Source organism: Kitasatospora sp. NPDC057595 (assembly GCF_042800875.1).
Taxonomy (GTDB): Bacteria; Actinomycetota; Actinomycetes; order Streptomycetales; family Streptomycetaceae; genus Kitasatospora.
Genome location: NZ_JBHVGL010000027.1, coordinates 24,173 through 37,854, shown reverse-complemented (window position 1 = coordinate 37,854; position 13,682 = coordinate 24,173). Strand labels below are relative to the sequence as shown.

At 73.1% G+C, this 13,682-nt stretch carries 13 protein-coding genes and 1 pseudogene; 13 read left to right on the top strand and 1 reads right to left on the bottom strand.

Annotation, left to right across the window (positions count from 1 at the left end):
* The first annotated feature begins 214 nt into the window (after positions 1-214).
* The 9 genes from lepB (ACFU9E_RS31045) to ACFU9E_RS31005 all read left to right on the top strand — a co-directional run bounded on the left by lepB (ACFU9E_RS31045) (position 215) and on the right by ACFU9E_RS31005 (position 8,839).
* Positions 215-1,219 carry a signal peptidase I gene (gene lepB / locus ACFU9E_RS31045; RefSeq protein WP_380682003.1) on the top strand — a complete coding sequence of 335 codons (1,005 nt, stop codon included), beginning with the start codon at positions 215-217 and terminating at the stop codon, positions 1,217-1,219.
* Between the two features lie 148 nt (positions 1,220-1,367).
* On the top strand, positions 1,368-2,117 hold the full coding sequence (lepB, locus tag ACFU9E_RS31040) for a signal peptidase I (RefSeq protein WP_380682004.1): 750 nt from the start codon (positions 1,368-1,370) through the stop codon (positions 2,115-2,117).
* A 118-nt stretch (positions 2,118-2,235) separates the two neighbouring features.
* The gene (locus ACFU9E_RS31035) at positions 2,236-2,709 is read left to right on the top strand and encodes an NUDIX hydrolase (protein WP_380682005.1); all 474 of its coding nucleotides are present in this window, start codon (positions 2,236-2,238) and stop codon (positions 2,707-2,709) included.
* Positions 2,710-2,764: 55 nt separating this feature from the next.
* Positions 2,765-3,091, top strand: a complete 327-nt coding sequence (locus tag ACFU9E_RS31030; RefSeq protein WP_030056781.1) for a DUF2469 domain-containing protein — start codon at positions 2,765-2,767, stop codon at positions 3,089-3,091.
* A gap of 348 nt (positions 3,092-3,439) precedes the next feature.
* Positions 3,440-3,811: a YraN family protein gene (locus ACFU9E_RS31025; protein ID WP_380682011.1), complete on the top strand. Its 372-nt coding sequence runs from the start codon at positions 3,440-3,442 to the stop codon at positions 3,809-3,811.
* A 1-nt stretch (position 3,812) separates the two neighbouring features.
* Complete coding sequence (locus tag ACFU9E_RS31020) at positions 3,813-5,540, top strand: YifB family Mg chelatase-like AAA ATPase (protein WP_380682006.1); 1,728 nt, start codon at positions 3,813-3,815, stop codon at positions 5,538-5,540.
* Positions 5,537-6,805, top strand: coding sequence for a DNA-processing protein DprA (gene dprA, locus ACFU9E_RS31015; protein ID WP_380682007.1), 1,269 nt, complete (start codon positions 5,537-5,539; stop codon positions 6,803-6,805). Before ACFU9E_RS31020 ends, dprA begins: the two co-directional genes overlap by 4 nt.
* A 393-nt stretch (positions 6,806-7,198) precedes the next feature.
* Positions 7,199-8,104, top strand: a complete 906-nt coding sequence (whiG, locus tag ACFU9E_RS31010; RefSeq protein WP_380682012.1) for an RNA polymerase sigma factor WhiG — start codon at positions 7,199-7,201, stop codon at positions 8,102-8,104.
* A gap of 162 nt (positions 8,105-8,266) precedes the next feature.
* On the top strand, positions 8,267-8,839 hold the full coding sequence (locus tag ACFU9E_RS31005; protein ID WP_380682013.1) for a TetR/AcrR family transcriptional regulator: 573 nt from the start codon (positions 8,267-8,269) through the stop codon (positions 8,837-8,839).
* Between the two features lie 88 nt (positions 8,840-8,927).
* Here ACFU9E_RS31005 and ACFU9E_RS31000 read toward each other — a convergent pair.
* Positions 8,928-9,614: pseudogene (locus ACFU9E_RS31000) on the bottom strand (murein hydrolase activator EnvC family protein); the annotation flags it as partial.
* A gap of 515 nt (positions 9,615-10,129) precedes the next feature.
* On the opposite strand from ACFU9E_RS31000, the gene rpsB reads away from it, so the two are divergent.
* The 4 genes from rpsB (at position 10,130) to frr (ending at position 13,649) form a co-directional block, all read left to right on the top strand.
* On the top strand, positions 10,130-10,999 hold the full coding sequence (rpsB, locus tag ACFU9E_RS30995) for a 30S ribosomal protein S2 (RefSeq protein ID WP_380682008.1): 870 nt from the start codon (positions 10,130-10,132) through the stop codon (positions 10,997-10,999).
* Positions 11,000-11,128: 129 nt separating this feature from the next.
* On the top strand, positions 11,129-11,968 hold the full coding sequence (gene tsf / locus ACFU9E_RS30990; RefSeq protein WP_355369609.1) for a translation elongation factor Ts: 840 nt from the start codon (positions 11,129-11,131) through the stop codon (positions 11,966-11,968).
* Between the two features lie 261 nt (positions 11,969-12,229).
* The gene (gene pyrH, locus ACFU9E_RS30985) at positions 12,230-12,994 is read left to right on the top strand and encodes a UMP kinase (RefSeq protein ID WP_355369607.1); all 765 of its coding nucleotides are present in this window, start codon (positions 12,230-12,232) and stop codon (positions 12,992-12,994) included.
* Between the two features lie 97 nt (positions 12,995-13,091).
* The gene (frr, locus tag ACFU9E_RS30980) at positions 13,092-13,649 is read left to right on the top strand and encodes a ribosome recycling factor (protein ID WP_355369605.1); all 558 of its coding nucleotides are present in this window, start codon (positions 13,092-13,094) and stop codon (positions 13,647-13,649) included.
* Positions 13,650-13,682 lie beyond the last annotated feature (33 nt).

Here is a 13,682-nt window from a genome sequence, read left to right as displayed (position 1 = left end):
GTGGGACCGCGAGCCGGATGCCCGGGAGTGATAGAGAAGTGCTGGGTGCGGCCGACTCGGTGTCGAGGGGTCGCACCCGAAGGCTGTGCCGGTGTCAGGAGGCCCGTCGGGGGCCGGTCCTGGCGGGGGCGCGGTCGGTGATGGAGCGTGGTGCCCGCTGTGCGGCACTGTGAGCGCGGGCGCACGGGCGTCCGCACAGCAGGGAGGAGACGTTGTGGGGGATTTGGTGATCGGCGCCCGGTCAGGCGCCGGCGAGCCCGAGGGCTCCGGCGGCCGGGCAGACCGGTCCGCGGAGGCCGCGGCGCCCTCGTCCTCGGCCGAGGACACGGCGGCCCAGTCCGCGGACGGGCACGGCGACGGCACGGGTGACACCCCGCCGCCCCTCCCGGGCGACTCCGGCCCGGCGGACGGTACCGAGGAGCAGCCGCCGCGGAACGAGCGCAAGCAGCGTTCGTTCTGGAAGGAGCTGCCGATCCTCATCGGCATCGCCCTGGTCCTGGCGCTGGTGATCAAGACCTTCTTCGTCCAGGCGTTCTCCATTCCGTCGGAGTCGATGCAGAACACGCTGCAGGTCGGTGACCGGGTGCTGGTGGACAAGCTCACCCCGTGGTTCGGCGCCGAGCCGGAGCGCGGCGAGGTCGTGGTGTTCCACGACCCGGGCGGCTGGCTGGCCGACGAGCCCACCAAGGAGAGCAGCAACGCCTTCGTCCGGGGCGTCCAGGACGTGCTGAGCTTCGTCGGTCTGATGCCCTCCGACAACGAGAAGGACCTCATCAAGCGGGTCATCGCGGTTGGCGGGGACACCGTCGAGTGCGAGGGCGAGGGGCCGGTGAAGGTCAACGGCGTCGCGCTCAACGAGCCGTACGTCTACGCCGGCAACACCCCGTGCGGGACGAAGCCGTTCGGTCCGGTGAAGGTTCCCGACGGCCGGATCTGGGTGATGGGCGACCACCGCGCGGACTCGCTCGACTCGCGCTTCCACATGGACCAGCCGGGTGGCGGGACCGTCCCGGTGGACGACGTGATCGGGCGCGCCTTCGTGGTGGCCTGGCCGGTCAACCACTGGTCGACGCTGCCGGTGCCGGACACCTTCGACCAGAAGGGCCTGGCGGCGGCCGCGCCGGCGGTGCCGGCCGCAGCCGGTGCCGTGGGCGCCGTCGCCCTGCTCCCGCTGGTCCGCAGGCTGCGGAACCGGCCGGACCGCGACCGGCGGTCCTGATCCCGACCGGGGGCTCCCGGGTCTTGCGCGGGCCGTGGTACCGACGAGTAATCTGCTCGGACGTGCCACGGCCCGCCGGGTTTTCCGCCCGTGGCCCCGGTACGCCGCCGTGAGCGTTTCCGGGTCGGTCAGGGGTTGGACGGTGTCGATGAGCAGTGTCGTGGAACGGACGACCGATGATCCCCCGGCCGCGGTCCGCCCCCGGCGCGCCCCCGGGGCCGTGGTCCAGGGCGTGCTGCTCGCCGTCGGCCTGGTCCTGCTGATCGGCGGCTTCGCGGTGATCGCCGTGAGCTACCGGCCGTACAACATCCCGACCGGTTCGATGGAGCCGACCCTCAGGACCGGGGACACCGTCCTGGCGCGGAAGACCGACGGCGCGGACGTCCGGCGCGGTGACGTGGTGGTCTTCCGCGACCAGGCCTGGGGCGGCCCGCTCATGGTCAAGCGCGTGGTCGCGATCGGCGGCGACACCGTCGCCGTCGCCACCGGTGACCAGCGGCTGACCGTCAACGGCAAGCCGGTGGACGAGCCGTACCTCGCGGCGCAGGGCGCCCAGGGAACCGCCTTCAGCGTGGAGGTGCCGCCCGGCCGTCTCTTCCTGCTCGGCGACAACCGGCTCGGCTCGCTCGACTCCCGCGTCCACCTGGAGGTCGACGGCGGGACCGTCCCGGCCACCGGGGTGGAGGCCCGGGTCGAGGCCACCGTGCTTCCGCTCGGCCGGGCCGGCCTGCTGTCCGGCACCTCGGCGTTCGAGGTGGTCGGCGGGGAGGGCTCGGCAGGCCCGGGACCGCTGGAACCCGCGTTCTGGGCGAGCGTTGTAGGCGCGGCGACGATCCTCGTGACCACGGCGGTGAACGGGGTGGCAGGGCTGGCGCGCCGTCGCCGCCGCACGACCTGACCCCGGCCGGCGCGGTTCGCGCCGGGGCCGCTCTGCCCAACCTCGCCCCGGACGACCGCGCCGGGTGGCAGGATCGGGGGAGCGACCGGGGCGGACGAAGGGAGCGTGGAGGCTCGTCATGGCGGCACAGCGGCGCAGGGCCTCGCGGATCCTGCTGTTCGACGGGCAGGACCGGGTGCTGCTGTTCCACGGCTCGGACCCGGCGGTCCCCGGCGTCACCTGGTGGTTCACCCCCGGCGGCGGCTTGGAGCCGGGGGAGGACCTCCGGGACGCCGCCGAGCGCGAACTCCTGGAGGAGACCGGGCTGCGCGGCGTGGAGCTGGGGCCGGTGGTGGCGTACGGCAAGGCTTCGTTCTCCTATCGGGGACGGCGCTACGAGCAGGACCAGTGGTTCCACCTGGCCCGCACGACGGACACGGTGCTGGACCACTCGGGCATGGGCGAGGACGAGCACGCCCAGCTGCTCGCGGCACGCTGGTGGACGGTCGGGGAATTGCGGGCCACCGCCGAGACCGTCTATCCGGTCGGGCTGGTGGACTTTCTGCAGCGGCTGTTGACCGAGGGGCCGCCGGCAGCCCCGGTAAGGCTCTGAGGGTGAGTGCGGTGGTCCACAATGGGTGGACGTGACAAGTTGAGGGGACGCCTGGATGAGTGCCGAAGATCTCGAAAAGTACGAGACCGAGATGGAGCTCAAGCTCTACCGGGAGTACCGGGACGTCGTCGGCCTGTTCAAGTACGTGATCGAGACCGAGCGACGGTTCTACCTCACCAATGACTACGAGCTGCAGGTGCACTCGGTGCAGGGCGAGGTGTTCTTCGAGGTGTCGATGGCGGATGCGTGGGTCTGGGACATGTACCGGCCGGCCCGGTTCGTCCGCAAGGTCCGGGTGCTGACCTTCAAGGACGTGAACATCGAGGAACTCGCGAAGAGCGACCTGGAGCTGCCCTCGGACGAGTCCGGCTTCGGGAACTGACGGTGGACCGCCCGGCCCCCGGATGTCCAGGGGAATTCCGGGTATTCCGGGATAATCACTCCCGCAGGTGACAGGAGTTATCCACAGGCCCGAGTTGTCCACAGGAAAGGACAACTCTCTGGTCCGATCCCGGACCGCACGGCAACCTCCCCGGCGGAGGTGGTCACCGTGCAGGAGATCGAGCGCGCCACGCGCAAGAGGACCGCGACGGCCCGGCAGGACGGGCAGCCGCGCCGGAGGACGACGCGGGCCCCGGCGGGCGGTCCGCCCCCGTCGGCCGCGTCGCCCCCGTCGCGGCCGACCAACGCCGGCCTCGGCCGCTACGGCGAGCAGGTCGCCGCCCGTCGGCTGGCCGAGGACGGGCTGCGCATCCTCGACCGCAACTGGCGCTGCGTCGAGGGCGAGCTGGACATCGTCGCCCTCGACGGCGACACCGTGGCGGTCTGCGAGGTCAAGACCCGCTCCGAGCGGGGCTTCCAGCAGCCCAGCGAGGCCATCGGTCCGACCAAGGCGGACCGCTTGCGCCGACTGGCCGAGCGCTGGATGGCCGAGCGCTGGCCCGGCCACTTCGCCCGGTTGGCCGGTCCCGAGTACCGGCCCGGCGTCGGCGACCCGCCGTGGGCGCCCGTGCCGCCCGGCGGCGTCCGGATCGACCTGGTCGCCGTCATCAACCGGTCCCGCGGCGCCGCGTCGGTCGACCACCTGCGGGGGGTGGTCTGAGGTGGCCTTCGCCCGGACGTGTTCCGTGGCCCTGGTCGGCGTCGACGGGGTGATCGTCGAGGTCCAGGCCGATCTGGAGCCCGGGGTGGCGGCGTTCACCCTGGTCGGCCTGCCCGACAAGGCGCTCTCCGAGGCCCGCGACCGGGTGCGCGCGGCGGTCGTCAACAGTGGCGAGGCCTGGCCGCAGCGGAAGCTGACCGTCGGGCTGAGCCCGGCCTCGGTGCCCAAGAGCGGCAGCGGCTTCGACCTCGCCGTGGCCTGTGCCGTGCTGGCCGCCGCCGAACGGCTCGACCCGGCCGCGATCGCGGACCTGCTGCTGATCGGCGAACTCGGGCTGGACGGGCGGGTGCGCCCGGTGCGCGGGGTGCTCCCGTCGGTGCTGGCCGCCGCGGACGCCGGCTACCGGCGCGTGGTGGTCGCCGACCAGACCGCCGCCGAGGCCGAGCTGGTCCCCGGGGTGACCGTCCTCGGCGTGCGCAGCCTGCGCCAGCTGATGGCGCTGCTCACCGGAGCCCCCGAACCGGAGGAGCCCGCCGACCGCCCCGGCGGGCACCCCGACCCGCTGATGGCCGGCCTGATGCTCCCCAGCGCGGGGGTGCGGGGCCTGCCCGACGAGGCGGCCGCCCGGATGGACCTCGCCGACGTGGCCGGCCAGTACGAGGCCCGCCGGGCCCTGGAGATCGCCGCCGCCGGCGGTCACCACCTCTACCTCAAGGGGCCGCCCGGCGCGGGCAAGACCATGCTGGCGGAGCGGCTGCCCGCGCTGCTCCCGCCGCTCACCCAGAAGGAGGCCCTGGAGGTCACCGCGGTCCACTCGGTGGCGGGGCTGCTGCCGGTCGGGCGGCCGCTGGTCGACCGGGCGCCCTACTGCGCCCCGCACCACTCGACCACCATGCCGGCGATCGTCGGCGGTGGCAGCGGGCTGCCGAGACCGGGTGCGGTCTCGCTGGCCCACCGGGGCGTCCTGTTCCTCGACGAGGCACCGGAGTTCCCCGTCCGGGTGCTGGACGCGCTGCGCCAGCCGCTCGAATCGGGCGAGGTGGTGATCGCCCGGTCCGCCGGATCGATGCGGCTGCCGGCCCGGTTCCTGCTCTGCCTGGCCGCCAATCCCTGCCCGTGCGGGCGCCACTCACGGCGGGGCGAGGGCTGCGAGTGCACGCCCGCCATGGTCAGCCGGTACCAGGGCCGGCTTTCCGGACCGCTGCTCGACCGGGTCGACCTCCAGGTCCAGGTCGCCCCGGTGACCAGGGCCGAGCTGATGCAGCGCGACACCTCGGCGGAGACCACCGAGGTCGTCGCGGCCCGGGTGCTGGCGGCCCGAGAGCGTGCGGCGACCCGGCTGGCCGGCACACCGTGGCGGACCAACGCCGAGGTCCCCGGCCATGAGCTGCGCACCCGCTGGCAGCTGGCACCGGGTGCGCTGAACGACGCCGCGCGCCAGTTGGAGCGGGGCCTGCTGACCGCCCGCGGTCTGGACCGGGTGCTGAGGGTCGCCTGGACGGTCGCGGACCTGGCCGGCCGGGAGCGCCCGGAACAGCGTGACGTCCGGACGGCCCTCGTCCTGCGCGCCGGCGTGGAGCAGGGAAATCCGCTGACGGAGCGCTTCTTCGGGCGGGCAGACCCCGCCCCGGACCGGCCGGGCGGCAAGGCCGAGCGCCGCCCGGCCCGCCCCCGTTCCGCCCGGCGCACCGCCGATCCGCAGCCCGAGCCCGAGGAGGCCGCCCCGTGAACCGCACCGCGAACGATCTCGCCCAGGGCCCGCCCGCCGAACCGGGCGCCGCCCCTCGGCCCGGGGCGCCGCCCGAGCCGGTGCCCAGGCCGCAGCCCGAGCACGAGCCCAAGCACGAGCCCGAGCACGAATTCGAGCACGAATTCGAGCCCGAGCGTCTGGCCCGCGCGGCGCTCAGCCGGCTCGGCGAGCCCGGGGACGCCGCGCTCGGTCGCTGGCTCGCCCACACCGACGCGCTCGACGTGGTCCGGGCGATCGGGGACGGCACGGTGCCCGGCCGACCGGGCCCGGACGACGCCCGGCTGGCGGCCTACCGGGCCCGGCTGACCGGCCTCGACCCGGTCGCCGACCTCGAACGGGTGCGGGCGGCCGGTGGGCGCTTCATCATTCCGGGCGACACGGAGTGGCCCAGCCAGCTGGACGACCTCGGGGAGACCAGGCCCACCGGCCTCTGGGTGGTCGGCACCGGCTCGCTGCGCCTGCTCGCGCTGCGCTCGGTCTCGGTGGTGGGCGCCCGGGCCTGCACGGCGTACGGTGCGCACGTCGCCGGGGACCTCGCCGCCCAACTCGCCGAACGCGGCTGGGTGGTCGTCTCCGGCGGGGCCTACGGCATCGACTCGGCCGCCCACCGGGGCGCGCTGGCGGTCGGCGGCCCGACCGTCGGTGTCCTCGCCTGCGGGGTGGACGTGGCCTACCCGAGGGGCAACACCGGGCTGATCCGCCGGATCGCCGAACAGGGGCTGTTGCTGAGCGAACTCCCACCGGGGGAGCACCCGACCAGGTTCCGGTTCGTGCTGCGCAACCGGGTGATCGCGGCGCTGACCCGCGGAACGGTGGTGGTCGAGGCGGCGCTGCGCAGCGGGGCGCTCAGCACCGCCAGACGCGCCCGCGACCTCAACCGGCACACCATGGCCGTGCCCGGCCCGGTGACCTCGGAGCTGTCCGCCGGGGTGCACGCCCTGATCCGCAGCGGCGCCGCGACCGTGGTCACCGACGCCGCCGAGGTCGTCGAGCTGATCGGCGCGATCGGTGACGACCTCGCGCCGCAGCGCAGCGGACCGGTGCTGCCCCGGGACCTCCTGGAGCCGGCGGCGGCCCGGGTCCTGGAGGCGGTGCCCGCCACGCCGGACGGCGCGCCGGTGGAGCGGCTGGCCCGGCAGTCCGGGCTCCCGCCGGACGAGGTGCTCCAGCGGCTCTACGAGCTGGGCTCGCTCGGCCACGTCGAACGGCACGGGGCGCACTGGCGCCTGGTGCGCAGGAGGTGACGGCAGGTCGGGGAGGCCGACAACCGGGAGGCCGACAACCGGGGAGCGGACCACACGGACGAGTGGAGGGAGGACGGGGCTTGACGGAGCGGCCCGGCGCGGCGGGGTGCGGCGGGGTGCGGCCCCCGTCCGTCTGCCTCCGGTACCCCGAGGCGGTGACACGAAGCCACCGGATCGGGGGACGACCGAGTGGCGGTAGCACTGTGCAGCGAGTCGGTCACGCTACGCTCGCCATGCCTTCCCTATCAGCACATGACTCGGCAGAACGGCGCAGACCAACGTATGCCCACACACATTCCCGGACACCGAGTGACCGGTGGCGCCCGGTCCTCGGGAGGGCCGCGCACCGAGCGGCGCACCGTGACCGAGTTCCCGCCCAAGGCCGCGGGCGGGATGGGGGCCCTCGCGCGGCAGGGCGGCCGTACGGCGCACTCCGGGGCGCACGACGACTGTCCGGACGCGCCCGGCGCTTCCGCCGACCCGGCCGCCCCCGAACCGCCCGAGGCGCCTGGGCCCCGCCGGGCGGCGGCCGGCCGGGAGCGCACGGCGCTCGAAGAGCTCTGGCGCGCCTACAAGGAGACGGCCGACCAGCGGCTGCGGGAGCAGCTGATCCTGCACTACTCGCCGCTCGTCAAATACGTGGCGGGCCGGGTCGGGGTCGGCCTGCCCTCCAACGTGGAACAGGCCGACTTCGTCTCCTCCGGGGTCTTCGGGCTGATCGACGCGATCGAGAAGTTCGACATCGAACGCGCCATCAAGTTCGAGACCTACGCCATCAGCCGGATCCGCGGCGCGATCATCGACGAACTGCGGGCGCTGGACTGGATCCCGCGCTCGGTGCGGCAGAAGGCGAAGGCGGTCGAGCGCACGTACGCGACGCTGGAGGCCCGGTTGCGGCGGACGCCGAACGAGCCCGAGGTCGCGGCCGAGATGGGCATCGCCATCGAGGACCTGCACGCCATCTTCAGCCAGCTCTCGCTCGCCAACGTGGTGGCGCTCGACGAACTGCTGCACCCGGTCGGCGAGGGCGGCAACCGGCTCAGCCTGATGGACACCCTGGAGGACCACGGTGCCGACGACCCGGTCGAGGTGGCCGAGGACCGCGAACTGCGCCGACTGCTGGCGCAGGCCGTGAACACGCTCCCCGAGCGGGAGAAGACCGTGGTGACGCTCTACTACTACGAGGGCCTGACCCTGGCCGAGATCGGCCAGGTGCTCGGGGTGACGGAGAGCCGGGTCAGCCAGATCCACACCAAGTCGGTGCTCCAGCTGCGCGCCAAGCTGTCGGACATCCGGTAGCGGCACGGCGGCCGGAACCCCGGCGGGGTGCGCCGCGTACGCCCGGCCGGCACTCTGCGCCCCGGTACGCAACCCTCCGCATCGTGCCGGTGTGCGGCACCGTACCGGTGGGATGTAGGGCTCCGTACAGTGGAGTGCGTGCCGAAGATCCGAGCGGCCAGTGTGGCCGAGCACCGTCAGATGCAGCGGGCAGCCCTCCTCGACGCTGCCCGCAGTCTCCTCACCGAGGGAGGCATGGAGGCCCTGGCCTTCCCCGCGCTCGCCGCGCGCACGGGACTCGCGCGCTCCTCGGTGTACGAGTACTTCCGCTCGCGGGCGGCCGTGGTCGAGGCGCTCTGCGAGACCGACTTCCCGCTCTGGGCCGCCGAGATCGAGGCCGGGATGGCGAGCCGCGACACCGCGGCCGAGCGGATCGAGGCCTATGTGCGGGGCCAGCTCGCGCTGGCCGCCGACCCCCGCCACCGGGCCGTCGCCGCGATCTCCGCCCTGGAACTGGACGACGCGGCCCGCGAGCGCATCAGGGCGGCGCACGGGACGCTGGTCGGGCTCGTGGTCCAGGCGCTGGAGGACCTCGGCCACGAAGAGCCCCGGCTGGCGGCCGCGCTGCTCCAGGGCATCGTCGAGGCGGCCGTCCGGCAGTCGGAGCAGCGGGCGGCGGGCGGTCGGGCCGAGAGCCCCGAGGTGATCGCCGACGCCGCCGTCTCCCTCGCCCTGCACGGACTCGGTCCGAGCTGACCGGCTGCCCCGGGTCCTCGGAGGGCGGGTCCGTGAGCGGCAGCAGCCTGGCCCGACCGGTCCCGAACAGGGACGGCGGGTCGAGGTAGCGCCGTCCGCGCAGCAGGCCCCAGTGCAGGCAGACACCGTCGGCGCAGTGGCCGGTCCCGTCGGCGAGCCGTCCGATCACCTGGCCCGCCGCCACCGAGGTGCCCACCGGAACGGTGCCGGCGACCGGTAGATAGGTGGTCCGCAGCGGGGGCGCCGGGGGAGCGGCGGCGCTCGCACGGGCGACGATCGTATGGGTGACCGTGACCACCGGCCGCCCGCCCACCGGGCCGGCGAACGTGACCACACCGGGAGCCGCCGCCCGCACCTCCGCCCCGGGGCCGGCGGCCAGGTCGACGCCCCGGTGCCCCGCGCCCCACGGTCGCGCCGGCGCCTCGAAGCGGTGCACCACGACGGCCGGGCGGCCGCCCGGCCCGTCCACCGGCCATGCCCGCCCGCCGCCGGAGCCGCTGCCTCCACCCTCCCCGCCTCCGCTGCCCCCGCTGCCGCCACCCCCACCGCCCGCCGCATGGCCGAGGGCTCCGGGCCACCCGAACGGAAGCAGCGTGCCCAGCACCACCAGCACGACCACCAGCACCCGCCGACCGGACCGCAGCCCGACCGGCGCACCGCCCCGACCATCCGCAGCGCCGCAACCACCCACGCCGCCCACCCGGCCCGCACCGCCCGCACGGTCCACCCCACCCGCCACCACAGCACCGCCTGCAACCCCGTCAGCAGCAGTCATGCCGTCGAGGTTCCCCGGCCCGCACCGGCCCGGCCACCCCCGCCCCGATTCCTGTGGACAACCGGCCCCTGTGGACCGTGGCCGTCCCTCCAACGGGTGTACCCCGCCGGGTTCACGCGGGCCCCACAGGGCCGCCCGGGCAGCCCGGACCAGGCGTGTCCCCGGCCGCCCGCCCGCCGCGGAGTCGCCCGGCGCGCGGCGCTTCCCGTACACTTCACACGCGACCCGGTCCGCCGGGTCGACTTCGCACGCCCCGCCACCGGTGGACGGAAGCGGCTCCGCCGCCACCTCCGCCAGGTGCGAGTGCCGCTCGGTCCGCCGAGCCCGGCCGGTCCCCGGACCGCCGGGTGGAAGCGGCTCGGCACGTTCGGGGCGTCAGGCGTGGCTGCCACCTGGCCGCCACGGACAACCGAGCCTGACCCGGCCGTTCGCACGCGCCGAGCGGGAAGCGCCACCGTGCGCCGACCGTGACGCCGCTGCGCCGGAGCCGGGCGTAACACCTGAGGAGCACGGCTATGGCCGTCGTCACGATGCGGGAGCTGCTGGAGAGCGGCGTCCACTTCGGTCACCAGACCCGCCGCTGGAACCCGAAGATGAAGCGCTTCATCATCACCGAGCGCAACGGCATCTACATCATCGACCTCCTGCAGTCGCTGAACTACATCGACCGCGCCTTCGAGTTCATCAAGGAGACCGTTGCCCACGGCGGCAGCGTCCTCTTCGTCGGCACGAAGAAGCAGGCCCAGGAGGCCATCGCCGAGCAGGCCACCCGCGTGGGCATGCCCTACGTGAACCAGCGCTGGCTCGGCGGCATGCTGACCAACTTCTCGACCGTCTACAAGCGCCTGCAGCGCCTCAAGGAGCTGGGCGAGCTGGACTTCTCGGACGTGGCCGGCTCCGGCCTCACCAAGAAGGAGCTCCTGGTCCTCCAGCGCGAGCACGACAAGCTGGAGAAGACCCTCGGCGGTATCCGCGACATGCAGCGCGTTCCCAGCGCCGTCTGGATCGTGGACACCAAGAAGGAGCACATCGCGGTCGGCGAGGCCCGGAAGCTCAACATCCCGGTCGTCGCCATCCTCGACACCAACTGCGACCCCGACGAGGTCGACTACAAGATCCCGGGCAACGACGACGCGATCCGCTCCGTCACCCTGCTGACCCGTGTGATCGCCGACGCCGTCGCCGAGGGCCTCAAGGCCCGCGCGGGTGTCGCCAAGGGCGACGTCAAGGCCGAGCCGGGCGCCGACCAGCCGCTCGCCGACTGGGAGAAGGACCTCCTGGAGGGTGAGAAGAAGGCCGACGAGGCCCCCGCCGCCGAGGCGCCGGCCACCGAGGCCCCCGCCGCCGAGGCTCCGGCCACCGAGGCTCCGGCCGAGCAGGCCTGACGTACCAAGGGTGAGGGGCACCCGCCGGTACGACGCCGGTCGGTGCCCCTCTCTCCCGTGCCTGGGCCGAATCACCGGCCCCGGTGCTACCCCACGCAGACACGCGAGACGCGAGAAGAGATTCACACCATGGCGAACTTCACCGCCGCGGACGTCAAGAAGCTCCGTGAGCTGACCGGCGCCGGCATGATGGACTGCAAGAAGGCCCTGGACGAGGCCGAGGGCAACGTCGAGAAGGCCGTCGAGATCCTTCGCATCAAGGGCCAGAAGGGCGTTGCCAAGCGCGAGGGCCGTGACGCCTCCAACGGTGCCGTCGCCGCGCTCATCGCCGAGGACAAGAAGTCCGGCGTCCTGGTCGAGCTGAACTGCGAGACCGACTTCGTTGCCAAGGGTGACAACTTCGTCCAGGTCGCCGACGCGATCGCCGCCCACGTCGCCGCCACCGCCCCGGCCGACCTGGACGCCGCTCTCGCCTCCGAGATCGAGGCCGGCAAGACCGTCCAGCAGTTCGTGGACGAGGCCAACGCGACCCTCGGCGAGAAGATCGTCTTCCGTCGCTTCGCGCAGTTCGACGGTGACGGCTTCGTCGCGGTCTACCTGCACAAGACCAGCCCCGACCTGCCGCCGGCCGTCGGCGTCCTGGTCGAGCTGGACAAGGAGAACGCCGAGGTCGCCAAGGACGTCGCGCAGCACATCGCCGCCTTCGCGCCGAAGTACCTGTCCCGCGAGGACATCCCGGCCGAGGACATCGAGAACGAGCGCCGCGTCGCCGAGGCCACCGCTCGCGAGGAGGGCAAGCCGGAGGCCGCCCTGCCGAAGATCGTCGAGGGTCGCGTCACCGGCTTCGTCAAGGAGAACTCCGTCCTGGAGCAGGCCTTCGCGAAGGACAACAAGAAGTCCGTCGCCAAGGTTCTCGAGGAGAACGGCGTCGCCCTCAAGCGCTTCGCCCGCTTCCGCGTCGGCGCCTGAGCCACGTTCCACCCGCGCTTCCGGCCGTAGGCTGGAAGCCGCCCCCGCCCGCTGACCAGGGCGGCAGGGAACGCGCCGTACGGGCTCACCCAGCGCCATCCGTTCATGGGCGAGCCGCGTCGGCAGCATGAACGACGAGGAGGCCATTGCCGTGCAGGACACCGAACCGGTTCCCGCGGCAGTGGCCTCCTCTCGTGTACGCGCAGGCCGGGGATCCGCACGTCCGCGCCTGTGAACCAGTAGGTGTAGAAGGAGAAGTCCATGCAGGAGACGCAGGAGACCGCGCAGGACACCCACGACGGCACGCGCCGCCGGGTGCTGCTGAAGCTGTCCGGTGAGGCCTTCGCCGGCGGCGGCGGGCTCGGCGTCGATCCGGACGTCGTGCACGCGATCGCCCGCGAGATCGCCACGGTCGTCCGCGCGGGCACCGAGGTCGCCATCGTGATCGGCGGCGGGAACTTCTTCCGGGGCGCCGAACTCCAGGTCCGCGGAATGGACCGGGCCCGCTCGGACTACATGGGCATGCTCGGCACGGTCATGAACTGCCTGGCGCTCCAGGACTTCCTGGTCAAGGAGGGCATCGAGACCCGGGTCCAGACCGCCATCACGATGGGCCAGGTCGCCGAGCCGTACCTGCCGCTGCGCGCCGTCCGGCACCTGGAGAAGGGCCGTGTGGTGATCTTCGGCGCGGGTATGGGCATGCCCTACTTCTCCACCGACACCACGGCCGTGCAGCGGGCCCTGGAGATCCACGCCGACATCCTGCTGATGGGCAAGAACGGCGTGGACGGCGTCTACGACTCCGACCCGCGGACCAACCCGGACGCGGTGAAGTTCGACGCGCTGGAGTACTCCGAGGTCATCGCGCGCGACCTCAAGGTCGCCGACCTCACCGCGATCACGCTGTGCAAGGACAACAACCTGCCGATGCTGGTCTTCGAGCTGCTCGCGGAGGGCAATATCGCGCGGGCAGTGAAGAGTGAGAAGATCGGCACACTCATCAGCCAGGATTCTGTCCGGGCCTGAGCAGCAACCAGCCGTACGGAACGGCGCGGGAGCCGCGACCGGCCACCGCCAGACACCGGACGGAACAACCGCAGATGAACCGGACAGGGAGATCACAGTGATCGAAGAGACCCTCCTCGAGGCCGAGGAGAAGATGGAGAAGGCCGTCGCCCACGCCAAGGACGACTTCGCGGCCATCCGCACCGGCCGTGCGCACCCGGCGATGTTCGCCAAGATCGTCGCCGAGTACTACGGTGCCAAGACGCCGATCAACCAGCTGGCCTCGTTCTCGGTGCCGGAGCCGCGGATGGCGGTCGTCTCGCCGTTCGACAAGACCGCGCTGAAGGCGATCGAGCAGGCGATCCGCGACTCCGACCTGGGCGTCAACCCGTCGAACGACGGCTCCATCATCCGCGTGGTGCTGCCGGAGCTCACCGAGGAGCGCCGCCGGGAGTTCATCAAGATCGCCCGTACCAAGGGCGAGGACGCCAAGGTCTCGATCCGTTCGGTGCGCCGCAAGGCCAAGGACGCCATCGACAAGCTGGTCAAGGACGGCGAGGTCGGCGAGGACGACGGCCGCCGTTCCGAGAAGGAGCTCGACGACACCACGGCCAAGTACGTGGCCCAGATCGACGAGCTGCTGAAGCACAAGGAATCCGAGCTGCTCGAGGTCTGATGAACGACGCCCCTGACGCCCCTGGCTACTGGG

Bases quoted from the DNA above. Each gene is read 5' to 3' on its own strand.
- rpsB (WP_380682008.1), top strand. From the start codon at position 10,130: ATGGCCGTCGTCACGATGCGGGAGCTGCTGGAGAGCGGCGTCCACTTC.
- tsf (WP_355369609.1), top strand. From the start codon at position 11,129: ATGGCGAACTTCACCGCCGCGGACGTCAAGAAGCTCCGTGAGCTGACC.
- whiG (WP_380682012.1), top strand. From the start codon at position 7,199: ATGGGGGCCCTCGCGCGGCAGGGCGGCCGTACGGCGCACTCCGGGGCG.
- lepB (WP_380682004.1), top strand. From the start codon at position 1,368: ATGAGCAGTGTCGTGGAACGGACGACCGATGATCCCCCGGCCGCGGTC.
- ACFU9E_RS31030 (WP_030056781.1), top strand. From the start codon at position 2,765: ATGAGTGCCGAAGATCTCGAAAAGTACGAGACCGAGATGGAGCTCAAG.
- ACFU9E_RS31035 (WP_380682005.1), top strand. From the start codon at position 2,236: ATGGCGGCACAGCGGCGCAGGGCCTCGCGGATCCTGCTGTTCGACGGG.
- pyrH (WP_355369607.1), top strand. From the start codon at position 12,230: ATGCAGGAGACGCAGGAGACCGCGCAGGACACCCACGACGGCACGCGC.